General features: G+C 72.8%; 22 protein-coding genes. 12 read left to right on the top strand and 10 right to left on the bottom strand.

The features are described 5' to 3' along the window. Window positions 1-91: 91 nt before the first annotated feature. Window positions 92-1,144, bottom strand: a complete 1,053-nt coding sequence (locus AB0J69_RS08030) for a CU044_5270 family protein (protein ID WP_364114139.1) — start codon at window positions 1,142-1,144, stop codon at window positions 92-94. Next, on the bottom strand, window positions 1,137-1,742 hold the full coding sequence (locus AB0J69_RS08025; protein ID WP_364114137.1) for an RNA polymerase sigma factor: 606 nt from the start codon (window positions 1,740-1,742) through the stop codon (window positions 1,137-1,139). The genes AB0J69_RS08030 and AB0J69_RS08025 overlap by 8 nt, the downstream gene beginning before the upstream one ends. A 108-nt stretch (window positions 1,743-1,850) precedes the next feature. Here AB0J69_RS08025 and AB0J69_RS08020 point away from each other — a divergent pair, with 108 nt between their 5' ends. Beyond that, window positions 1,851-2,954, top strand: coding sequence for a sialidase family protein (locus AB0J69_RS08020; RefSeq protein ID WP_364114135.1), 1,104 nt, complete (start codon window positions 1,851-1,853; stop codon window positions 2,952-2,954). Window positions 2,955-2,963: 9 nt separating this feature from the next. On the opposite strand, the gene AB0J69_RS08015 is transcribed toward AB0J69_RS08020, so the two are convergent. The 4 genes from AB0J69_RS08015 to AB0J69_RS08000 form a co-directional block, all read right to left on the bottom strand. Next, window positions 2,964-4,814, bottom strand: coding sequence for a CheR family methyltransferase (locus AB0J69_RS08015; RefSeq protein ID WP_364114133.1), 1,851 nt, complete (start codon window positions 4,812-4,814; stop codon window positions 2,964-2,966). A 28-nt stretch (window positions 4,815-4,842) separates the two neighbouring features. Beyond that, on the bottom strand, window positions 4,843-5,046 hold the full coding sequence (locus tag AB0J69_RS08010) for a hypothetical protein (protein ID WP_364114131.1): 204 nt from the start codon (window positions 5,044-5,046) through the stop codon (window positions 4,843-4,845). A 50-nt stretch (window positions 5,047-5,096) separates the two neighbouring features. Next, entirely contained in the window at window positions 5,097-5,909 is an 813-nt protein-coding gene (locus tag AB0J69_RS08005; protein ID WP_364114129.1) for an STAS domain-containing protein, read from the bottom strand. A gap of 112 nt (window positions 5,910-6,021) precedes the next feature. Continuing rightward, the gene (locus AB0J69_RS08000) at window positions 6,022-7,566 is read right to left on the bottom strand and encodes an IucA/IucC family protein (protein WP_364114127.1); all 1,545 of its coding nucleotides are present in this window, start codon (window positions 7,564-7,566) and stop codon (window positions 6,022-6,024) included. A gap of 80 nt (window positions 7,567-7,646) precedes the next feature. Here AB0J69_RS08000 and AB0J69_RS07995 point away from each other — a divergent pair, with 80 nt between their 5' ends. Next, window positions 7,647-9,215, top strand: coding sequence for an IucA/IucC family C-terminal-domain containing protein (locus AB0J69_RS07995; protein ID WP_364114125.1), 1,569 nt, complete (start codon window positions 7,647-7,649; stop codon window positions 9,213-9,215). A gap of 52 nt (window positions 9,216-9,267) precedes the next feature. Beyond that, window positions 9,268-10,107 (top strand): alpha/beta fold hydrolase, encoded by an 840-nt coding sequence (locus AB0J69_RS07990; protein WP_364114123.1) that lies wholly within the window; start codon window positions 9,268-9,270, stop codon window positions 10,105-10,107. A gap of 6 nt (window positions 10,108-10,113) precedes the next feature. Here the strand turns inward: AB0J69_RS07990 and AB0J69_RS07985 are convergent, their stop codons facing one another. Further along, complete coding sequence (locus AB0J69_RS07985; protein WP_364114121.1) at window positions 10,114-10,608, bottom strand: hypothetical protein; 495 nt, start codon at window positions 10,606-10,608, stop codon at window positions 10,114-10,116. Between the two features lie 37 nt (window positions 10,609-10,645). Further along, window positions 10,646-12,067: a D-glycero-beta-D-manno-heptose 1-phosphate adenylyltransferase gene (gene rfaE2, locus AB0J69_RS07980; protein ID WP_364114119.1), complete on the bottom strand. Its 1,422-nt coding sequence runs from the start codon at window positions 12,065-12,067 to the stop codon at window positions 10,646-10,648. Window positions 12,068-12,151: 84 nt separating this feature from the next. Here rfaE2 and AB0J69_RS07975 point away from each other — a divergent pair, with 84 nt between their 5' ends. From AB0J69_RS07975 to AB0J69_RS07935, 9 genes are read left to right on the top strand one after another with little or no spacing between them, the layout of a single operon-like run. Beyond that, the gene (locus AB0J69_RS07975; protein ID WP_364114117.1) at window positions 12,152-13,264 is read left to right on the top strand and encodes a glycosyltransferase family 9 protein; all 1,113 of its coding nucleotides are present in this window, start codon (window positions 12,152-12,154) and stop codon (window positions 13,262-13,264) included. 2 nt (window positions 13,265-13,266) lie between these two features. Beyond that, window positions 13,267-13,560, top strand: a complete 294-nt coding sequence (locus AB0J69_RS07970; RefSeq protein ID WP_364114115.1) for a hypothetical protein — start codon at window positions 13,267-13,269, stop codon at window positions 13,558-13,560. A gap of 38 nt (window positions 13,561-13,598) precedes the next feature. Next, window positions 13,599-14,135 (top strand): SigE family RNA polymerase sigma factor, encoded by a 537-nt coding sequence (locus tag AB0J69_RS07965; RefSeq protein WP_364114113.1) that lies wholly within the window; start codon window positions 13,599-13,601, stop codon window positions 14,133-14,135. Further along, on the top strand, window positions 14,132-15,340 hold the full coding sequence (locus AB0J69_RS07960) for a hypothetical protein (protein WP_364114111.1): 1,209 nt from the start codon (window positions 14,132-14,134) through the stop codon (window positions 15,338-15,340). Before AB0J69_RS07965 ends, AB0J69_RS07960 begins: the two co-directional genes overlap by 4 nt. A 53-nt stretch (window positions 15,341-15,393) precedes the next feature. Continuing rightward, window positions 15,394-16,611: an extracellular solute-binding protein gene (locus tag AB0J69_RS07955; RefSeq protein WP_364114109.1), complete on the top strand. Its 1,218-nt coding sequence runs from the start codon at window positions 15,394-15,396 to the stop codon at window positions 16,609-16,611. After that, complete coding sequence (locus tag AB0J69_RS07950) at window positions 16,608-17,468, top strand: sugar ABC transporter permease (protein WP_364114107.1); 861 nt, start codon at window positions 16,608-16,610, stop codon at window positions 17,466-17,468. The genes AB0J69_RS07955 and AB0J69_RS07950 overlap by 4 nt, the downstream gene beginning before the upstream one ends. Continuing rightward, window positions 17,468-18,283 (top strand): carbohydrate ABC transporter permease, encoded by an 816-nt coding sequence (locus AB0J69_RS07945; RefSeq protein ID WP_364114105.1) that lies wholly within the window; start codon window positions 17,468-17,470, stop codon window positions 18,281-18,283. The genes AB0J69_RS07950 and AB0J69_RS07945 overlap by 1 nt, the downstream gene beginning before the upstream one ends. A 43-nt stretch (window positions 18,284-18,326) precedes the next feature. Further along, window positions 18,327-18,905, top strand: a complete 579-nt coding sequence (locus AB0J69_RS07940; protein ID WP_364114103.1) for a TetR family transcriptional regulator — start codon at window positions 18,327-18,329, stop codon at window positions 18,903-18,905. 19 nt (window positions 18,906-18,924) lie between these two features. Further along, the gene (locus AB0J69_RS07935) at window positions 18,925-19,686 is read left to right on the top strand and encodes an SDR family oxidoreductase (RefSeq protein WP_364114101.1); all 762 of its coding nucleotides are present in this window, start codon (window positions 18,925-18,927) and stop codon (window positions 19,684-19,686) included. Window positions 19,687-19,692: 6 nt separating this feature from the next. Here AB0J69_RS07935 and AB0J69_RS07930 read toward each other — a convergent pair whose 3' ends face one another. Further along, window positions 19,693-20,403, bottom strand: coding sequence for a hypothetical protein (locus tag AB0J69_RS07930; RefSeq protein WP_364114099.1), 711 nt, complete (start codon window positions 20,401-20,403; stop codon window positions 19,693-19,695). A 42-nt stretch (window positions 20,404-20,445) separates the two neighbouring features. Further along, a complete protein-coding gene (locus AB0J69_RS07925; protein ID WP_364114097.1) occupies window positions 20,446-22,629 on the bottom strand; it encodes a hypothetical protein in 2,184 nt (727 codons plus the stop codon). Between the last annotated feature and the right edge of the window lie 80 nt (window positions 22,630-22,709).

The raw sequence follows: 22,709 nt of genomic DNA, 5'->3' as shown, positions 1-22,709 counted from the left end.
GGGCAGCCGGTGAAGCGGCGGGTGAAGGGGCCGCGAGTGCCGCTGTGGTCAGGGCCGTGGTCAGTAGGGTTCGCATGAAGGTCTCTCTCGGTCAGTTGCGCGGCTGCGGGTTGGGGAAGTCGGGCTTCCGGTCGGTCCACACGCTCTGCTCGATCGCCACGAACGACATCAGCTCCCCCGTGTCCGGTGTGAGCGTCTCGACGGCCAGTGGCTCGCCGGTCGCCGAGTCGACGATCAGCCGGGTCTGCACCTGCCGGCCGGACCGCGTGTGGCTGGGCTGGCGGTAGAGGACGGCCTGTCCGGTCCGGCCGAGCTGGTCGGTCGCCGGTCCCTGGGCGATCACCCCGGGCAGCGAGGCCATGAGCCGGTAGGCCGCGGCCCGGACCTCGGAGGGGACGGGGACGTACGCGATCAGGCTCTGCAGGTTGTGCAGCAGGCCCTCCATGTCGCCGGAGGAGGGCTCCATCAGGGCGCGCAGCCCTTCCGGGGTTGCGGGGAGCTGGTCCATGTCGGCCAGCGTCTTGCCGGTGAAGAGCAGGCGCCACTCCACGTCCCGCGACTCGTACGACTCGGGCTCCCCGGGCGCGGCCTCGACGTCGAACGGGTTGCCGGCCAGGTCGGAGGGGTTGACGGTCTTGTAGGCCCAGGACGACGGCGAGCCGGCGGCGCGCCAGGCGGCCTCATCCTGTGGCGTGGCGGGCTTGGCCCCGAGGTAGCGCTGCACGATCCAGTGGGGCTTGGTCACCTCGCCGGCCTGGATCCAGGTCTCCTCGGCGGTGGCCGTCTGGATGACGTACTGGCCGGTGGGATCGTGGAAGCGGGCGCCTCGGACCAGCTTGTTGCCCCACCAGGAGCCCCCCGCGGGCCGCTTGGCGACGGAGGTGGCGGCGGCCAGCAGGATCTGCCGCGCCGAGGGGGGCGCGACCGGTTCGGGGGCCGCGACCGTGGAGGCGATCATGACGGCCGCCGTGGCCGCTCCGGCCAGACCCAGGCCGAACGAGGTCCAGCGAGCCGCGCGGATCCTCGCCTTCGGCGGCCGCTCGTCGGCGATCTCCCGGAGGAGCCTGGCCCGCCCCAGGGCGACCGTCTCCGTGGTGGGCCCCGGCCCGGCGAGCTGCTCCCGTACCGCGGACAGGTCATCCATCTGCGTCTCCGATCATGGGGTTGACGTCGCCGAGCGCGGCCCTGACCCGCTTGCGCGCCCGGTTGAGGCGGGAGCCGACGGTGCCCGGCGGGATGCCCAGCGACTCGGCCACCTCCTCGTAGCTCAGCCCGGCCACGGCCACGAGCAGCAGCACGTCCCTGTCGCCCGGGGAGAGCGCGGCCAGCGCCCCGGCGAGCGGCCCCCGCACGCTCGCCGCGTCCACCCGGCTCGGCACCCGGTCCTCGGGGCCCGCCTCGACCGGGTCGGCCGGCCGCGCGCGGCGGAACGCCGCCAGCATCCTGGTCACGCCCCTGCGGTGGCCGGCGACGAGCTTGGTGGCGATGCCGTACAGCCACGGCCGTACGGCCCCGAGCCCGGCGTCGTACGTGTGCCGCTTGCGGAAGGCGATCAGGAACGTCTCCGCGGCCAGGTCGTCGGCGGCCTCGCTGCCGAGCCTGGCGGCGAGGTAGCGGTAGATCTCCTCGAAGTAGCGGTCGTAGAGGATCGCGAACCGCTCCGGCCGGCGTAACGACTCGCTCATCACGCTCGCGTCGTCGGCCTGTCTGGGTGGATCGTCCACCTCTGGAGGGGCGGTCATGCGGGCGTCCCTTCTGTCGTTTACACCGCTACTCCACCGCTCGCCTCATTTGTCTTCACGTACGGCTGGCGTCGAAGTCCGTTAACCCGGGAGCCGTAGCGTGCTCGCATGGCGGATCGTTACCCGACGTCGGTCCCGTACCGGCAGCAGACGGACGGCTACCACACCTACCGGATCCCGGCGGCCGTGGTGACCACGACCGGTACGGTGCTGGCCTTCGCCGAGGGGCGGCGCGGCTCGGCCTCCGACTCCGGCCACATCGACCTGGTGCTCAGGCGGTCCGCGGACGGCGGGCAGACGTGGGGCGCCCTGCAGGTGGTGGCCACGGAGCCGCGCCGGGGCACGGCCGGCAACCCGGCACCCGTCGTGCTGGACGACGGCCGGATCGTGCTGGTCTTCGTCCGGCAGGGCCCTTCGGCGACCGAGGAGAAGATCAGGCGCGGTCAGGTGGCGGCGGCCGACGGGCGGCGGGTGTTCGTACAGGTCAGCGAGGACGACGGCGTCACGTGGTCGGAGCCGCGCGAGATCACCGGCAGCGTGAAGCGGGCCGAGTGGCGCTGGTACGCGACGACGCCCGGCCACGCGCTGGTGCTGCGGCAGGGCCCGCACGCCGGGCGCCTCGTGGTCCCCGCCAACCACTCGCTGCCGCCGAGCGGTCAGGACAACGGGACCGAGGGCAAGTACAACGGCGGCCACGCGCTGCTGAGCGACGACGGCGGCCAGACCTGGCGGATCGGGTACGTCGACGACAACCCGGACGGGTACGTCAACGTCAACGAGACCACCGCCACCGAGCTGCCCGGCGGGCGCGTCTACCTCAACACCCGCACCGACTCCACCGCCCCCGGCACCAGGGCGGACGCCTACTCGGCCGACGGCGGCCAGACGCTGGAGCTGCCCTTCCGCCCGCAGGCCGGGCTGGTGGGCCCGGTGGTGGAGGGCAGCGTGTTGTGGTGCGACTCGCCGGACGTGCTGCTGTTCTCCGGCCCGGCCGCCCCCGACGCGAGGGCGCTGATGACGGTACGCGCCAGCGACGACCACGGCGTCACCTGGCGGGTGGCGCACACGGTGTCGGGGCTGCCCGCGGCCTACTCCGACCTGGTGCGGGTGGGCGGCGACACGGTCGGACTGCTGTACGAGACCGGGAACTTCGGCCCGTACGAGACCATCGCCTTCCGCCGGATCCCGCTCGCGGAGCTGGCCACCGGCTGAGACCCCGGCCTAGGAGGCGAGCACGTTCATCACCATGATGAGACCGTGGACGGCGCCGTCCTCCGTACGCAGGTGGGACAGGTGCACGGTCAGCGGCGCCGGCCGCCCCCGGCGGTTGACCGCGTCGAGCACCAGCCCGTCCACCGCTTCGAGCGGATCGGACCCGTCGGTCAGCGCGGCCCGCAGGCGCGGCACCAGCGGGTCGAGGGGCAGGCCGATGTCGAGGCCGCCGAGCGCCTGGCCCACGGCCTCGTCCGCCCGCACCCCCCACAGCTCCTCCGCCCCGGGGCTCCAGACGGCCACCCGCAGCTCCTCGTCCAGGACCACCACGGCGTCGCCGAGGCTGCGCACCACCGAGGACACGAACGTGTTGACCTCGTCGAGCTCGATCGTGCGGGCCGTCAGGGCGTCGTTGATCTGCTGCAGCTCGTCGTTGGCGGACTGGAGCTCCTCGTTCATCGTTTCCAGCTCCTCGTTGGTGGACTGGAGCTCCTCGTTGGTCGTCTCGAGTTCTTCGTTGGTGGACTGGAGCTCCTCGTTCGTGGTCTCCAGCTCCTCGTTGAGCGACTGCAGCTGCTCGTAGGCCTGTTCGAGCTGCCCGTTGGCCAGCTCCAGCTCGGTCCTGAGCTTGCGGTAGCGGGTGACGTCGCAGAAGTGGATGCCCACGCCGACGAGGATGCCCGAGGCGAGCATGGGAACGACGGAGACGTCGAAGACGCCCCTTTCCGGCAGCCCGGCGCGGTGCCAGATCACCTCACGCAGCTCGACCGGCCCCAGGTCGTGGCGGGCCTGCTCGATGACCGAGCGCAGCTCGACGGGCCGGTAGGAGACCTCCAGGTCCTGGAAGGGGCGGCCGACGTCGCGCGGGTTGAGGTTGAACAGGGACTCGGCCTTGGCGTTGGCCAGCGCGAGGTTGCCCGCGGCGTCCACGACGATCTGGGCCACGGGCCCGGCCGCCAGCGCCACGGACACCAGCTTGGGCAGGTGGGCGGCGAGCTCGTCGGCGGTGCCGGTGACCGGCCACGGCGCCCGGTCGTCGTGGTGAGCCGGCCTGACCTTCCGGAACAGGCGCATGCGCAGGTCCACCGGCTCGAACTTGTCGCTGTGGTTGAGCAGCATCTCCGCCTTGCCCAGGAACAGGAAGCCGGGGTCCGACAGCGCGAGGTGGAAGCGCCGGACGATGTTGAGCTGCATCTCCGTGTTGAAGTACATGAGCGTGTTGCGGGCCAGGAGCAGGTCCACGCGGGAGATGGGGGCGTCGCGGGTGAGGTCGTTGCGCCCGAAGATCAGCTGGCGGCGCAGGTCGCGGCGGAAGGAGTGGCCGTTGTCCAGCGGGTCGAAGTACGTCTCGCGCAGGTCGATCGGCACGTCGGTGAGCGTGCGGTCGGCGTAGACGCCCGTCCTGGCGACCTGCAGCGCCTTGTCATCGAGGTCCGTGCCGTAGATCTTCACCCGGTCGCGGAACTGGTCGATGCCCATCTCCTCGGCCAGCACCATGGCGGCCGTGTAGACCTCCTCGCCGGTCGCGCAGCCGGCACTCCACACCCGGATGGGCCGGCCGGCGGCCTTCTGGTCGAGCAGGGCGGGGACCACGAGCTCGCGCAGGCGCTGCCATGCCGAGGTGTCCCTGAAGAAGCCGGTGACATTGATCAGCAAGCTGTCGAAGAGCCTCGTGAACTCCTCCGGCTCCAGCTCGAGCAGATCGCGGTATTCGCCGTAGTCGCGCAGCCTCAGCGTCTCCATCCGGCGGGCGATCCGCCGGATGAGGGTGTTGCGTTTGTATCCCGTGAAATCGAACCCGCGGGTCTCCTTGAGGAGAACGAGGAGGTCGTCGAACTCACGCTCTTCCTCTGGTGCCACAACGGAAGACTACGCCGATCCCGCGAGGTCAACTTGTCAGCGGAGTGCCGCCGGTGCGGCCGATGCGGGATTGCAGCATGCGAATGGTATTCAGGGTTTCGAGGTTGCGTTCCGTCTTCTCATGGAAGTGCCGCAGCGCGGCGGGAGCAGCCTTGAGCGGTCTGACCCGCAGTGGCTCGACCCCGCCGGCGGTCGCGGCGACCACGACCACGTCGCGCACCGCTGTCGCCATCTCCTCCGCCTGTCCAGGGATGGGGAGGGAACATGCGCGTCGGCCGGAGATCAGGGACCAGGCCGTGGAAGTCGGGGCCGTGCCGAGCTCGCGCAGCGGGGCTCCAGGGCCCAGCGCGCGTGCGTGAGATTGGCGCGCAGGGCTCCCAGGCTGTCGTTGCAGCGCTCGCGGGCGCTGATCAGCAGCATGCGGGCCCTGGCCGCCGCGGCCAGTTGCTCGGCCAGGGTCTGCTGCTGGTGGACGGCCTGCTCGCAGAGCGTGCGCGACTGATGGATGATCGCCGGTAGCGAGCCGTTTCCCGGTGACCCGTTTCCGTGTGACCCGTTTCCGTGTGGGCCGTTTCCCGGGCCGGCGGGCGGCCTGGGCGGATCGGTCTCCGACCGGCCGGGTGGCAGCTCGCGCGCGGGCCGGGGACGGTCGCGGACGGCCGGCTGGATGCGCGGCACGCTGCGCAGGCGCGGCAGGTGGCGGTGGCCGGCAGGGAGCAACGCCGGCGTCTGGTATTCCACCACCCCGGCGGCCGCGAGGGCCTCCGCCATGCTGGCGAACACCGGCATCGCCGCGCAGGCATGCTCGGCCATCAGCCCGATGAGGCGGCGCAGCGCCGGCTGGGCCTCGGCGATGGCCAGGTGGCCGCCCTTGGCCTGCAGGGCGCCGTGGGTGGACGCGAACTGCTCCAGGCCGTTCAGGTCGCAGAACCAGAGGTCTCCCGCCGCCACGAGCACGTATTTCACCGGCGACCTCGGCAGCGGATCCAGGAAGGCGGCCAGCACCGGCCTGGTCGTCGAGTCCAGCTCTCCGGTCAGGGCGACCACCAGGGTGGCGTCGTCGACCGGGACAAGGCGCACCGACAGCTGCATCATCGCAAGCCCCCTCCCCATCCGCCGCCGCGCGATCGGGATCGCCGCGCCGGCGGATTTCCGGCTCGCCGCCCATCCTCCTACCCGGCGGCGGAAAGAGCCAGGTAATTCGGTATCAAAGGGCCACGCGGGCGGCGAGAGGGTTGGGCAGGCTCGTCCAGCTGTCGCCCGGCGGGGCGCCCTCCAGCCGCGAGAGCAGGTGGGCCTTGACCGCGACCCGCTCCCCGAACAGGGCGTCGCGGTCGGCGCGTACGTCCGGGGTGCCGGGCAGCGCCTCGAACGCCCGCCGGGCCGCGGCGGCCACGACGTCCCAGAGCCGGGCCTCCACCGCCCGGTCCCCCTGCCCGAACAGGGAGACCAGGCTGCCGAACGTGGTGCCGACCAGCGACCCGAACAGCTTGGCGTGCAGGACCGCGGGGTCGTCGGTGAGGAGCCGGGCGCTGACCGGCGGGACCTCGATCCCGTTGCGGGCCAGCCTGGCGGGGCTGATCCTGACGTCGGCCAGATCGCGATAGATCAGCCGGTACGGCAGGCCGTCCCCGCCGACCGCCACCACGAGGTTCTGGCCGTGCGCCTCCAGCGCCACCCCGAGCGACAGCAGGCTCAACGCGTTCGTCAGGGCCAGGCGGGCGAACGCGGCCAGCCACGCCCCAGGGGTGCGCGCCGTCGCCCGGGTGACCGCGGCGACGGGCAGCACGGTGCCGGCCTCGTGCGTGGGCTCGCGGAGCATGGCCGACAGGTCGGCGCTGTGCTCGCCGTGCACCGAGCCCGCCGCCCCGGCCAGGTAACGGGCGATGCGCAGCCCGCCGCCGCACCGCGCGGACAGCGTGGTGAGCAGGTGCGACAGGGGAACGCAGTCGCGTACCGAGCCGGGGGAGATGTCCCTGACGCCCGAGGTCATGCGCGTGGTGAAGGCCGTCTTGAGATGCGGGCCGCCGTCGAGCGGGGCGAGGGTCCGTACGGACATGAGCGGCCGGGTCCTGATGACCCCCGCGGCGTACGGCCGCAGGCCCAGGGCGGGCAGGACGTGCCTGGTCTGCCAGGGGTGCACGGGCAGCAGGAGCCGGTCGCCGTCCATGAGGGAGGCCGGCCACGGACCCGTGACCAGGCAGTCCCGTACGGGCAGCGCCAGCAGGTCGAGGGCGACCGTGGGGCGGTGCTCCGGCATGTACGCGAGCTGCTCGGCCACGGAGACGCCCGGGCGGTTGCGGCAGCCCGGGTGATAGGGATGGCCGTCCACGACGCTCTGCTCGTAGTCCTCGAGCGTGGCGGCGGGCCGGGCGGAGGCGTCCGCGCGGGAGAGGGCCAGCGAGGCGACGCTGTTGTCCAGGTCCTCGACCAGCCGGTCCGTGCCGGGCAGGCCGAGGGCGGCCAGCAGCTCGGCCGGGTGCGTGTGGGGGCGGCCGTCCAGCCAGAGCGCGGGCTCGACCCCGAGGTCGTACGGCCGCCGCGAACGCCCCGTGAGGCTGCGCCCGTCGGCCAGCAGCACGCACGCGGGACCGGACGCCGTCAGCCCGGGCAGCGGCTCGTACAGCAGCCCCCGCCACAGGCGGCCCAGGACGGCGGCGCGCGCGCCGGGGAGCGCCCCGGCGTACGCGGCGGAGAGGCCGGGACGCACGAGGGCCAGCTCCGCGGCGAAGTCCGCCTCCAACGGCCTCATATTTCCCACCTTTCCCAGAAAGATGCCCCGTAGCTACTCTGTGGCCACCAATCGGGACAAAGGGTAGGAGTAGGGTCGACATGGCATCTACTGACGTCCTTCCTCCACCCTCCGGGCCGGGGTGGGAGGCAGCTGCGGAGGCCGAGGTCCTCGCGGTGACGGCGCTGCTCAACTGCCTGATCCGGGAGGTGGCCCGGCCCGACGGCCCCGGCACGTACCTGCTGCCCGCGACCGGCCACGTGCTGCGCGTCGGTGGCACGCGTTTCCCCACCGCCCCCGCCCTGCGCACCCCTGACGGCTGGTGCCCGCTGCCGCTGGCGGATCTGGTCGCCTTGACGGCCGCGGAGCTGCGGGCGAGCACCGGGGTCGGCAATGACGCGCTGCCCGCCGAGATCCTCCAGAGCCGGGACGTCACGGCCGCGCTGCTGGCGGCCAGGCGGACCGCCGTGCTGCCCGCGGACCCGTACCTGCGCTCCGAGCAGGCTCTCGTGGCGGGCCACCGCTACCATCCCGCGCCCAAGGCGCGCGGCGGGTCGGGCCCCGAGGCGTGGCTGCCCTACTCGCCCGAGGCGCGCACGAGCTTCCCCTTGACGCTGCTCGGGGTGCCCGTCGCGGACCTGGTGGAGGAGGGGGACGGGGGCGCGCTGGACCGGCTCGGCGGCCCGGCCGGCGACGGCCTGGTCCTGCTGCCCGCCCACCCCTGGCAGGTGGAGCTGCTCGGCGGCCTGCGGGACGGCCGGCTGCGGCACCTGGGGGTCACGGCGGCCGCGGCGGTGCCCACCGCGTCCATCCGCACGGTGTACCTGCCGGAGGCGGACCTGTTCTGCAAGTTCAGCCTGGACGTGCGGATCACGAACGACGTGCGCCGCCTGTGGCTGCACGACCTGCGCCACCTCGAGACGGTGGTGGCCCTGGTGGACGCGGCCTTCGACGACTTTCCCGAGCACCTCCCGCGCCCGGCCGTGCTGCGCGACCGCGGCTACCGCAGCGCGGAGCTGGGCGGGGACGGGGGCGAGGCGCTGGCGGTGATCGTCCGCGACGGGCTGCGCGAGCACGTGCGGCCCGGGCTGACCGCGCTGCAGGCAGCCGGGGTCAGCGAGGGCTTCCCCGGCAACCCGCTCGACGGGCTGGACGAGGACGGGGCGCTCGTGTGGTGGGAGCGGTACCTGGAGCACGTGGTGCCGCCGGTCCTGCACGCGTACCTGCGCCATGGGGTCGTGCTCGAATGCCACCTGCAGAACGTGCTGGTCGCGGTGGACGAGCGGGGACTGCCCGCGCAGGCGCTGTTCCGCGACCACGAGGGCGTCAAGCTCGTCGCCGAGCGGCACCCGCGGCTCGGCTCGCCGGTACTGGGCGGCGTGCGGGCGTGGGAGCGGCTGGTCTACTGCCTGCTGACCAACAACCTGTGCGAGATCGCCGGTGCGGTGACGGCCCGCCATCCCCGGCTGGGCGACGAGCTGTGGGCGCGGGCCAGAGCCGTGTTCGCCGCCGCCGCCAAGGAGTACGGCGATCCGCCGGAGCTGCGGGACCTGCTCGCCGCCGCCCACATCCCCGCCAAGGCCAACCTCCTGCTGCGCTGGCTGGACGCCGACGGCGCCGCCATGCGGTGGGTGCCCGTCCCCAATCCGTTGAGACTCTTTACGCCATAAGCTATCCTCGCCGTGACGATTCTTTACGGTGTACTGAGTTAGGAGGCGCACGATGGGCCGAGCGAGGATGCACGACGGGAGCACCATCGAGGTGGAGGTGCACGGGTCCGGCCCGGCCGTGCTGCTGCCGGTCGATCCACAGCCTGTGGAAGGCGCGCAGGCCGACGAGCTGCGCAAGTGGGGCACCGATCCGGCGCTCGGGCGGTCGCTGATCGACGGGCTCAGCGACGCCTTCCAGGTCGTGGCCTTCGACTACACGGGTCACTGCCTGAACACCCCCAAACCGGACACGCTCACGCCCGAGAACGTGGCCGCCGACCTGCTGGCCGTGGCCGACGCGGTGGGGGCCGAGCGGTTCGCGTACTACGGGTACTCGTGGCTGGGGCTGAGCGGGCTGCAGCTCGCGATCCGGACCGACCGGCTCGCCGCGCTGGTCATGGGCGGGTATCCACCGTACGGCGGGCCGTACGCGGAGATGTTGCGGGTCACCGAGGCCGCGTACGCCGAGGCCGTCAACCCCACTCCCGCGCCCGTTGGGAAGAGCTCCGACGACGCCTACGACTGGTCCTCCGCCGCGGTCAGCACGACCGAGGAGCAGGCCAGGCAGTTCGTCACGCTGTACGAGGCCCTCCGGGGCTTCGACGACCGGGCGGTCCGGCTGTCCTGCCCGCGGCTGTGCTTCGCCGGGTCCGCCGACGCGATCAGCTACGACGAGCGGTGGGGCGGTGTGGTCGTCGACATCGGGGGACCGCTGGTGCGGCACCGGGCGGAGCTCGAAGCGCTCGGCTGGGACGTCGAGGTGCTGGACGGGCTCGACCACATGGGAGCCATGCAGGCGGCCACTGTGCTGCCGATCCTGCGTCCGTGGCTGACCAGGGCGCTGCGGGAGTAGGCGCCCTCAGCGGTCGTCCTCGTGCGGCCAGGGCGAGGCGGCCACCACGGCGCCGTACAGGACGTGGTCGGCCAGCAGCGCGAGCCGCTCGGCGGTGCCGTGCCGGCGGTGCAGGCCGAGCGCGGGCGCGATCGCCATCTCGAAGGCGGCCCAGACCAGCACCCCGTAGGCCGGGCCCGCCCACGGCTGCCTGCGCGCCGCGCGCGGCAGCAGGGCGAAGACCGCGCCGCCGCCCGCGCCGTACAACCAGTGCACCATCTCCACCACGGCCGGCCGCCGGTCGACCGGGATGCGGTGGAAGGCCGTGGGCGCGGTCCGCTCGATGACGGACTCCGGTGGCGTCGTCGGGACCAGCCCGAGCGCGGTGGTGAGCTGCCGCAGGCCCGACATCGCCATGGACGCGATCGCGCCACGGGCGGCGGCACGCGCGACCGGCTTGCGCTCCCGTCGCTCCCGTACGTCTTCGTCCAGGTCAGGAGGGGTCCGCAGGGTCTGTGTCATGGTGTGGCGCCTACCGAACGGCACCCCGGTTAAACCCTCACGGGAGCGAGCGCATGCGGCCGATGATGGCGGTGGTCGAGCGGTCCGGCAGGTAGCCGAGCACCCGTACCTCGCCGCCCAGCGACCGGACCAGCGGGGCCTCGGCGAGCATCTCGGCGGTGTAGTCGCCGCCCTTCACGTAGAGCTCCGGCCGGATCATCCTGAGCAGCCGCTCCGGGGTGTCCTCGTCGAACTCGGTCACGTAGTCCACGTCGTTCAGCGCGGCCAGCACGGACATCCGGTCCTCGCACGGGTTGACCGGCCGGCCCGGCCCCTTCAGCCGGGCCACGCTGGCGTCGCTGTTGACCGCCACCACCAGCACGTCACCGAGCTGGCCGGCCTGCTCCAGGTAGGTCACGTGGCCCCGGTGCAGCACGTCGAAGCAGCCGTTGGTGAACACCACCCGCTCGCCCCTTCGCCGGTGCTCGTCCAGGAGCTGGGCCAGGCGCTCGGGCGTCTGCACCGTGCCCTCGTGGCGGCGCAGGGCGCGCAGCAGGTCGTAGCGGGTGCAGATGGCGGTGCCCTGGCGGCGTACGACGACGCCGGCCGCCGCCTGGCCCGCCTCCGCCGCCTCCTCCGGCGACGCGCCGCCGGCCAGCCAGAGCGCGAACGCGGCGGCGTAGGTGTCGCCCGCGCCCGTCGCCATGTGCTGGGGCGCGGGCGAGGCGTAGGTCCGGTAAGGCGGGTGGCCGCTCCTGTGCAGGAGCGTGCCCTCCCCGTCCAGCGTGGTCACCACGATCCCGGCGCCCGTCAGCTCCAGCAGCCGGTCCGAGCGGGCCATCAGGTACGCCGGCCGGTCGCCGGTCCCGTTGCCGGTCCCGTCGCCCAGCAGGCGCACCACCTCGGCGTAGTTCGGCAGGACCGCGGCCGGCCCGCACTCCCGCCACGGCGCCACCGCGTGCGCGTCCACCACCAGCAGCGGCAGCCCGGCCAGCGCCCGCCGCACGGCGGAGGTGAACACCCCGCCGCCGTAGTCGCACGCCACCACCACGTCGGCGTCCGCCACGGCCGCGGCCAGCCGGCCGAGCAGCTCCCGCTCGGCCTCCTCCGGGATGACGTCGAGGTCCTCCTCGTCGTAGCGCGCGGTGAGCTGGCCGCTGGTGACCAGCCGCCGCTTGTGCGCCGTCCGCCGCCCGGGCACGGTCACCAGGTCGGTGCCGACGCCGAGCAGGCGCAGCGACTGCACCAGCTTGTCCCCGCAGTCGTCGTCCCCCACGATGCCGACGAGGTGCACCCGCGCGCCGAGCGCCACCAGGTTGGCCGCGGTGTTGGCGGCCCCGCCCGGGGCGTCCTCGGTCGCCTCCAGGCTCATCACGGGCACCGGCGCCTCCTGGGCCAGACGCTTGGCCGAGCCGTGCAGCCACGAGTCGAGCATGACGTCGCCGACGACCGCGGCGCGGATCACCCTGTCTGTGCCCATGGAAGGCGAGTACCTGCGAAAGACCTGCTCAAACCCGGTATGGCGGAAGTTACGGACAGGAGATCCCTGGGTAGCCAGGCCGCTATGCGCGGCCCTTCAGATCTCGATGTGCTCGTGCCGGCCAGGGACGGTCCCGCCCTGGAGGCGCTGGTCGGCGGCGTACGCCGGATCGCGGTGCTGCGGGCCAACGCGCTCGGCGACTACCTCATGGCCGTGCCGGCGCTGGAGGCGCTCAAGCGGGCCTACCCCGGCGCGCACCTGACGCTGCTGGGCACCGCGTGGCACGCCGAGTTCCTCACGGGACGGCCCGGGCCCGTGGACGACGTGGTGGCGCTGCCGCCGATCACCGGTGTCTCCACGCCGGAAGCCGGGCATGTGGTGCCCGACGGGTTGTGCGAGGAACTGCGGGGGCGCGGGTTCGACCTGGCCGTGCAGATCCACGGGGGCGGGCGGTTCTCCAACCCGTTCATGCGCCGGCTGGGCGCCAGGGTGACCGCCGGGATGCGCGCCCCGGGGGCGGAGAGCCTGGACCGCTGGGTGCCGTACACCGACTATCACCACGAGACCCTCCGCTTCCTGCAGGTCGCCGCGCTGGTCGGCGCGGTGGGCGGCGGGCTGGAGGCGCGGGTGGCGGTCACCGGCGAGGACCGCGCCGAGCTGGCCCGCGCGCTCGGGGAGCCGCCGCGCGGGCTGGTGGCCGTGCACCCGGGCGCGACCGATCCCCGGCGGCGCTGGCCGGTGGAGCGCTTCGCCGAGGTGGCCGACCGGACCGGCCGTCCCGTGGCCGTGACCGGTACGCGCGAGGAGGAGCACCTGGTGACGGGCGTGGTCGCGGCGATGCGCCGGCCGGCGATCCCCGTCGTCGGCACGCTCGGCATCGGCGCCCTGGCCGCCCTGTACGAGCGCTGCGACCTGCTGATCGCCAACGACACCGGCCCGCGCCACCTGGCCGCGGCCGTCGGAACCCCCACGGTCGCCGTCTACTGGTGCGGCAACCTGATCAACGCCGGCCCGCTCAGCAGGACCGCGCACCGGCCGCTGATCTCCTGGACCACGGCCTGCCCGCGCTGCGGCGCCGGCGGCGTGGCCCCGGGCGCCGAGCGCTGCCCGCACGACGTGTCATGGGTACGCGACGTCTCGGTGGACATGGTGATGGAGCAGGCCGAAGACCTGCTCACCGGACCTAGGGGAGGATGACGATGACGGATCATGCGGTGCTCGACGAGTTGCAGCAGGCCATCGACGAGGCGTTCCGGGGGCGCGAGCGGGTCGCGATGAGGGAGGTCTACTCGCAGGTCTCGCGGCACGTGGGCCTGCCGGCCGACCTGCTGACGCACCTCAACGAGCTGCCCGAGGGGGCCTACGACAGGCAGGAGCTGACCGAGGCGATCAACGAGGTGATCACCCGGAGGGGCGAGCAGGACACCCTCGGGCTGCTGGAAGTGCCCAGGCAGGCCGGGCCGGACGACGGCGATCCTGATCTGATGCGGTAGGCGGCGCATAGCGGGAGCCGCGGGGGGCGTCTGAGAGGGTGACGTCGATCCCCCTGGAGGTGACCGTGGACGCCGCGGACGAGCAACGGTTCCGCGAGTTCGTCGCCGCGCGTTCGCCTGCCCTCATGCGGCTCGGGTTCCTGCTCACCGGTGGTGACCAGCACGCGGCCGAAGACCTGGTGCAGACCGCGCTGGCGAGGCTGGTGAGCAAGTGGCGGCGGGTGGAGGCGCCGGAGGCGTACGCCCGGCAGATCATGTACCGGCAGCAGGTCAGCTGGTGGCGGGCGAGCGTGCGGCGCGGCGAGGTGGTGCAGGCGAGCCCGCCCGAGCGCGAGGAACGCGACGCGCACCACCAGAGCGAGCTGCGCATGGTGCTGCGCGCCGCCCTGGCCAGGCTCACCGCCCGCCAGCGCGCGGTGCTGGTGCTGCGGTATTTCGAGGATCTGCCCGAGCAGGAGGTCGCCCGGATGCTGGGCTGCTCCGTCGGCACGGTCAGGAGCACCGCGCACCGGTCCCTGGCCAGGCTGCGCGAGATCGCCCCCGAGCTGGCACAGGCACTGGAGGTGGCCAGGTGACCCGACTGCTGCGCGACACGCTGGAGGAATGGGCCGGCGAGGCCAGGGTGCCGGACGACCTGGCCGACCGGGCGCTACGGAGGCGCGCCTGGAAGCCCGTGGGAGCGGCGGTGCTGGTGGCGGTCATGATCGTGGCCATCGCCGTGTTCGTCGGCGGCCGGCGGGAGCCGGAGCGCGTCGTCGTCCCGGCCACCGGCATCACGCTGCCGGCCCGGCCGTCGCCCGCCCCGACGGACGTGCGGACCGACACCGGGAACAGCCCGCCGGCCAAGCTGATCGCCGCGGGGGGCATGGCCGTGTCGGCGTACTACGTGACCCGGCGAGAGGAGATCTCGGAGACCGGGCAGCGCGTCCGGCGGATCTGGTCCCTGTACGACCCGCGCACCGGCGGCTACGAGAAGACCCCGTACGCCTGGGTGGACGTCGCCCCAGGGCTCCAGGTCGCGGCCGTGCTCGAAGGCGACCTGATCAGCAGGCGGCTGGGCGTGCTCGATCTGAACACCCGCCGCATGCTCACCTGGATCGACCTGGAGCACCCCGTGGGGTCCGTGGCGTGGTCCCCCGACGGCACCAGGATCCTGGCCACCGCCTACTCCAGCTACCCCGACATCCTCGAAGGCAAGGGCGACCAGGCGGCGCCACCGCGGGGCGGGAGCCCGCGCACCGGCTACTACATCGTCGACGTGCGGGCGGGCACGGCCGAGTATCACGCGCTGCCGCCCATGGGTGACAGCCTCCCCGGCGAGGCCCCGGGCCGGCCCTTCAACATGAACAGCCGCCAGGACCTGGGCTGGAGCCTGGACGGAACGATGCTCTGGATGCCCACGGCCACCCACCCGGACCGGGTCTTCCTCACCCTCGACGGCCAGGAGCGGGAGGCCCCCCAGGACCAGCGGTACGTCGGCTACTCGCGGATCTCGGCCACCTCGCCCGACGGCCGGCTGGTCCTGGGCCCGGACGGGCTGCCGACGGAGATCACCGAGGCCGCGACCGGCAGGGTCGCCGGCCGGCAGCGGGTGCTGCAACTGCACGCCTGGGCGGACAACGACAACGTCCTCGCGCTGGGCTGCGCCGGCGAGTGCGACGACGAGTTCCACAACGGCCTGGTGCTCGTCAGCGTGGACGGCTCCAGGATGACCCAGCTCGCCGCCAACCGTAAGAGCGACAAGGACGGCGCCTGGCGGTGGGTCCTCACCCCCAGATAGCCGGATGGCGGCCGGGAGACATGACCGGGCGTTGACGGGGCAGCGACCCGGTCATGAAGCGGACCGCCCTCTTCGTGGCCGGGGTGCTGCTCATCACCGCCTGTGCCGCGCAGCCCGCGGACACGCGGGTCACGCTGGAGTTCTTCCAGTTCAAGCCGGAAGCGATCGAGACCTTCGACCGGATCATCAGGGACTTCGAGGCCGCGAACCCCGGCATCCACGTCGTGCAGAACCACACGCCCACGGCCGAGAGCGCCATCAGGGCCAGGCTGGTCAAGGACGACGTCCCCGACGTGATGGCGCTGAACGGCAACGGCGTCTTCGGCGAGCTGGCCTCGGCCGGGGTGTTCTACGACTTCTCCGGCACCCCGTCCCGCGTCTCCCCGCCCATCCAGCGCATCCTCGACGACCTGGGCGTGCACCGGGCGGGGGAGCGCAACGGGATGCCGTTCGCCTCCAACGGCAACGGCGTCATCTACAACAAGGACCTGTTCGAGCGGCACGGCGTGCGGCCGCCGACCACGTGGCCGGAGGTGGTCGCCGCGGCCAGGACGTTCGAGGCCGCCGGCGTCACGCCGTTCTACGGGACGCTGGCGGACGCGTGGACGGTGCTGCCCGCCTTCAACGCGCTGGCCGCGAACGCGGCGCCGCCCGACTTCTTCGCGCGGCGCGCGGCCGGGCGGACCTCGTTCGCCGCCGCCTATCCGGCGGTGGCGGCCAAGTTACGGGAGCTGTTCGGGTTCACCCAGCCGGACCGGCACTCCCGGACGTACGAGGACGGCAACCTCGCCTTCGCCCAGGGCAAGGCGGCCATGTACCTCCAGGGCAGCTTCGCCCTCCCGGCCATCGCCACCTCCGGCCCCCGCTTCGAGATCGGCACGTTCGCCCTCCCCGCGACCGGCGACCCCGCGGCCACCTGGCTGGTCTCGGGCGTGGACGTGGCGCTCACCATGCCCCGCGAGCCGGAGCACCCGCGGGAGTCGCTGGCCTTCATCGACCACCTCCTGCGGCCGGAGGTGATGACCGCCTACGCGCGGGAGCAGCGCGCCGTGCCGCCGATCGAGAACGCCGCCTCCGGTGACCCCGCGCTGGCCGGGCTGATGCCGTATTTCAAGGAGGGACGGCTCACCGGCTACGCCGACCACCACATCCCGCTGGCGATCCCGCTGGAGCAGCTCCTGCAGCAGTTCCTGATCGACGGTGACCAGGCCCGCCTGTTACGCGACCTCGACCGCGAGTGGGACAAGGTCGCCGCCCGGAGCACCTCATGACGACCTCCCGCGCCTACTACTGGATGGTCCTGCCGGCCCTGGTCCTGTTCCTGGTCTTCCACACCGTGCCCGTCCTCCAGGGCTTCTACTACAGCCTCACCGACTCCCCGGGGTACGGCACCTACGGATTCGTCGGCCTGCGCAACTACGTGAACCTCCTCAGGGACGACCGGATCCTCGACGCCTACCTGTTCACCTTCCGGTTCGCCGTCGTGGCCACCGTGCTGACCAACGCCCTGGCCCTGGCCATCGCGCTCGGGCTCAACGCGCGCATCCGCTTCCGCACCGCGCTGCGCGGGATCTTCTTCATCCCGAACGTGCTGGCCATCCTCATCATCGGCTACATCTTCAACTACCTGTTCGCCAACTCGATCCCGGCCGTCGCCCAGGCGCTCGGCATCGAGGCGCTGAGCACGAACCTCCTGGCCGACCCCGGGCTGGCCTGGCTCGGCATCGTCGCCGTGGCCGTCTGGCAGGCCGCCGCGTTCAACATCATCATCTATCTCGCCGGGCTGCAGACGATCTCCGACGACGTGCGGGAGGCCGCCACGATCGACGGCGCGGGCTCGTGGCGGCAGTTCAGGTCGATCGTCTTCCCGCTGATCGCGCCGTTCTTCACGATCAACATGGTGCTGTCGCTGAAGAACTTCCTGCAGGTCTTCGACCACATCGTGGCCCTCACCAACGGCGGCCCCGGCACCGCGACCACGTCGGTCTCCCTGCTCATCTACAGCGGCGGCCTGGAGGGCGGCGAGTACGCGTACCAGACGGCCAACGCCGTCGTGTACTTCCTCGTCATCGTCGCCGTCTCCGCCTTCCAGCTCCGCGTCCTGCAACGCCGCGAAATGAGCGCCTGATGCGACACACCAACCCCTGGCTGACCGCCCTGATGGCGGCCTGCGCGCTGACCGTGCTCGTCCCGCTGTACTTCACCGTGGTCACCGCGCTGAAGGAGCCGGCCGAGCTCGCGGGCGCGGGCTTCGGCCTGCCAGCCGACCCCCGCTGGAGCAACTTCGCCGACGCCTGGCACCTGACGAACTACCCGAGGGCCGCCCTGAACAGCGCCCTGGTCACCGTCGGCGCCGTGGTCCTGACGCTGCTGACCAACTCGCTGGTGGCCTACGCCATCGCCCGCAACCTGCACCGCCGCCTGTTCAAGGGGCTGTACTTCTACTTCGTCTCGGCCCTGTTCGTGCCGTTCCCGATCATCATGCTGCCGGTCATCAAGCAGACCTCGCTGCTGCGCCTGGACAACCAGCTCGGCCTCATCCTGCTGTACGTCGTCTACGGCCTGGCCTTCAACATCTTCCTCTACGTGGGCTACATCAAGTCGATCCCGCGGGCCCTGGAGGAGGCGGCCCGCACGGACGGCGCGGGCACGTGGACGGTCTTCTGGAAGGTGATCTTCCCGCTGCTCGCCCCCATGAACGCCACCGTGGGCATCCTGACGTTCCTGTGGGCGTGGAACGACTTCCTGCTGCCGCTGGTGGTGCTGTCCAGCCCGAGCGCCAGGACCCTCCCGCTGGTCCAGTACGTCTTCCAGAGCCAGTTCAGCACCGACTACACCACGGCCTTCGCCTCCTACCTGATGGCTCTGGCCCCGGCGCTGCTCGTCTACCTGTTCGCCCAGCGCTGGGTGATCTCGGGCGTGCTGCGCGGGGCCGTGAAGTGACTTTATTGACCGATCGTTCTCGATACTGCTAGCGTTCACAGCCATGGCCAGGACCAAGGAGTTCGATCCGGACGCGGCGCTGCAGCAGGCGCTGGAGCTGTTCTGGGAGCGGGGCTACGAGGCGACCTCGATGGCCGACCTCGTGGAGCGCCTCGGGGTCGCACGGGCGAGCATCTACGCGACCTTCGGCGGCAAGCGCGAGCTCTACCTGAAAGCGCTGGAGCGTTATCTCCAGCAGCGCGATGTGGTCGCGCCGCTGGCCCAGCCGGGCCCGGCGCTGCCCGCCATCCGCGCCTTCCTCGACTCCTACGTGGCCGAATGCCTGGCCGACGAGCTGCGGCGGGGCTGCATGGTGGTCAACACGGCCGTGGAGTTCGCCACGCGCGACGCGGAGGTGTCCCGCAAGGTGACGGAGAGCTGGGCGGGGCTGGAGACGGCGCTGGCCGGGGCGCTGGTCAGGGCGCGCGCCCAGGGGGAGCTGCCGGCGGGCAAGGACCCGTACGCGCTGGCCCGGTTCCTGCTCGTGCTGCTGCAGGGGCTCAGGGTGCTCGGCCGGGCCGACCCGGACCCGCGCAGGTTGCGGGACGCGGTCGAACAGGCCATGACAGCTGTCGTGATTTAAGAACGATTGGTATGGAATTATGACTGGACGTTTTGCCGGCAAGGTCGCGCTCGTCACGGGCGCGAGCGGGGTCGTGGGGCGGGCGGCGGCGCTGGCGTACGCGCGGGAAGGCGCGGCGGTGCTCGTCGCGGGGCGCGACGAGCACCGCCTGGCCGAGGTCGTGAAGCTGGCCGAGGAGAACGGCGGGCGGGTGAGCGCGTTCACCGTGGACATCACCCGCTCGGCCGAGGTCGCCGCCATGGTGGAGGCGGCGGTCTCCCGGTACGGCGGACTCGACGTGGCGCTCAACGCGGCCGGGATCTTCGGCCAGGTGGCGCCGCTGGCCGACTACGACGAGGACACCTGGGACGACGTGCTCGCGATCAACCTCAAGGGCGTGTTCCTGTCGATGAAGCACGAGATCGCCCACATGCGGGCGCACGGGGGCGGCGCCGTCGTCAACGTGGCCTCCAACCTGGGCGCGCACTGGCGCCTGGCGGGGGCGAGTGCGTACGCCGCCTCGAAGGCCGCGGTGAGCCACCTGACCCGCACGGCCGCCCGCGACCACATCGCCGACGGCGTCCGCGTCAACGCCATCAGCCCCGGCCCGATCGACTCGCCCATGTCCATGCGGCCCGGCGAAACGCCGCAGGACCGGGACGACCGCATGAGGGGCGCGCTGCCGATCGGCCGCGTGGCCACCCCGGAGGAGATCGCCGCCGCGGCGCTGTGGCTGTCGTCGCCGGAGTCGAGCTTCGTCGTCGGCGCCGACCACGTGATCGACGGCGGCGCCACGGCCTGACCCCCGTCAGCGTGCCGGCCGCAGCCGCCGCAGCACCAGAACGAGGAGAGCGGGGACCGCCACCAGCCCGAGCAGCGGCCAGGGACCGAAGGACATGCTGAGCCAGGCCAGCAGACCGGTGTTCACGAAGGCCATCGGCATGATGCCGCTGACCAGCAGGAACACGGCAACGGTCCAGTAGCAGAGGAGAAAGGCCGAGACCCGGCGCACCGCCACCCCGGCGGGCCTCTCCTCGGCCGGGCCCGTGGTCCGGGTGGCGAGCAGCACCAGCAGGGCGGCACCCAGCAGGGCCACGCTCGTGCCCGTCCCGAGATGGCTCACCACTTCCGCGAACCACCTGCCGCTGAACACCCGCACCTCGGCACAGGCCTCAGCGTCGTAGTACGGCAGGCTGAGCGGCAGGAGCACGGCGAGCGACGCGAGGAGCACCGCCGACCGCCGCCCCGTCGTCCCCGACCGCCGCCAGGCCAGCGCCGTCAGCACCACCAACACGGGGACGGCCCCGATCAGCGACAGCCACACCACCGCGAACGCATCCGCGCGCAGCGGCAGGACGAGCGGCTCCATGATCCGGTCCCACACACTGAGCGGCTGGAGGACCGACGCCGGGCAGTAGGAGAACCACCCGTATCCCGGCCCGTCCCGCCACGCCGCCCACGTCGGGAAGGCAGCGGCACCAAGGGCACCCGACCAGGCAACCAGGGCTGATCGCGACAAGCCGTCCTCCTCTGTGTCCGCGAAACCCTACTGCGGCGGACGTCATGAAGGGAGGTTGAGCGGGGTGGTCACGACGAGGTGCCATTCGCCCCCGTACGGGCTGCCGTCCATCCAGGCGATCACCGGACGCCCCTCCCTGTTCAGCGCCATGGTCAGGCCGTGGCCCGCGTAATGGCGCATCTTCGCCACCGGGGTGTGCGTGCAGCGCGTGCCCGTGCAGGCGGCGACGACGAGCCGCTCGCGGTCGAGGTCCTGGTAGGCCACCAGGGCCCGTCCGTCCCGGTCCAGCACCATGGCCGGCGCCGCGTGATCCAGGCCGGGCGCGGACAGCACGACGGTGTCGGCCTGCGAGCACTCCGGGTTGCGGCAGTCGAGCAGCCTGATCGAACCGTCGGCCGAGTCCCGGTAGGCGATCAGCGGCCGGGTGTCCTCCCGGAGGAGCATGGTCGCGCCTGACTGGTTGTCGTGGTCGTCGCGGCGCCAGGGCCGGCCGCCGTGGACGGGCCGCTCCACGCGGGGCCGCGCGCAGTCGGAGTCCGCGCAGGTGATCACGGTGACCGAGCCGGTTTCGCCGTCGAAGCGGACGACGGAGGGGCGGTCGAGCGGGCCGGCGGCGACGGCGAGGCCGCGGTCCTGGTAGACCGAGGTGCGGGAGGGGAGCCTGGCGACCTCCTTCGTGCGCGGGCTGGTGCAGGCCGGGTCCTCGCAGGTGGTGATGGAGAGCACCTCCCGGTCCTCCTCGCCCTCCCGCCACGGCAGCCCGCGCACGTGGGCGACCACCAGGCCGCCGTAGCGCCCCGGCGCCAGCGCCACGAGCCGGTCGTCCGTGGCGTGCGTCGCCTCCGCGAGGGGCTTGCCGCCGGGGGCCGGGACGCAGCCGGCCGCGTCGCAGATCAGCAGCCTGAGCTGGGCGCGCCAGTCGTCGTCCGCGAGCTTGTTCCCCTGCTGCGCCCACGTCGCCACGACGAGCCTGCCGCCGACCAGCCGGGCGACGGCCGCCCGTGGGTCGCCGTCGACGCCGGCCGGCTCGGCCCAGGCGTACCGGGTACGGTCACAGGTGCTGTCGGCGCACGTGAGCAGTTTGGCCTCGGCGGATGAGTCCATGACCATGACCATGCGCGCGCCCTCGCCCGCGTGCACGGCCTGCAGGTCCCATCCGCCGAGAGTCGGTCGCGGCCGGCCGTCCGCCTGGATCTCCGGGCCCCGGTCGCGGCTCCAGGTGGCGGTGACGACCGTTTCGGTGGTCTCCAGCCAGCCGAGCGGGTTGACCAGCATCGCGCCGCCGTAGAGCAGGCCGGGCACCAGCAGCGCCCCCAGCACCGAGGCCGGCCTGGCCGGGCCCGGCCCGCTCCCGGGCAGGCCCTCGACGACCTGCCCGTACTCGGCGGTCGTGCCCCGGAGCGCCAGGCGGTGCAGGAACAGGCGGGTGATCACCGTCGCCTGGAACGCGGGGACGACCAGCCCCAGGACGGAGCCCGTCAGGCCCTGCGCGAGATGGTTCCCGGACGCCGCCCACTGCGCGCCCTGCTGGACCAGGGCGGGGAGGACCAGCACGCCGAAGGCCAGCGTGACCGCGCTCGACCAGAAACCGCCCGTCCCGTGCCCGCGCACGCACGCCAGCACGTACGCACGCTTGAGCGCGCGTCCCGCGGACCGGCCTTCCAGGGCCACGATCGGCACCGCCAGCAGGCACGGGATCGCGAGCAGCGTCAGGGGCGCCATCACGGCGAACGACCCCAGCAGTTCCCCGTCCCACAGCATCGTGGCGGCCCCGGCCGCCACGATCGCCGCGAACACCACGACGCCCAGCAGCGTGAGCCCCGCAATCGCGGGCAGGCGCCGGACCGCTGCCCGCAGCGCCGCGGACGTGCTGACGGGCCTGCCGGTCAGCAGCCCGGCGGCGAGCACGACGGTGGCGGGCATGACGACGGTCTGCGCGGCCAGCGAGACGAGCAACGTGCCCGCCGCCCACACCGCCAGCGGCCGGCCCGGCGCGCCGATCAGCTCGAACGCGCCGTTGACCAGCGCCGCCGACCCGTCCACGACGAGCGCCAGCCCCAGCAGGGACAGCAGGCCGACCGGCACGAACACCAGCAGGGCGGGGGCCACGAGCCGGATCAGGTGCCGCGCCGCGGTCGCGTAGGCCGGCCGGAGCACCCCGGACCGCTGTCCGGCGGCCATGGCGTCGTCGTGGCGGGTGTCCGCCTGTAACACCGCCTCGGACATGGAGGCCTCCAGCGCAGTGGGAATCGCCTTGTGGCCAGAGCGTAGGTTCCGTGGGCCGCGTGGAAGGGGGACGCGTCCCG

This window comes from Nonomuraea sp. NPDC049709 (assembly GCF_040674815.1).
In the GTDB taxonomy this organism is placed as follows: domain Bacteria; phylum Actinomycetota; class Actinomycetes; order Streptosporangiales; family Streptosporangiaceae; genus Nonomuraea.
This window is presented reverse-complemented; position numbering and strand designations above follow the sequence as displayed.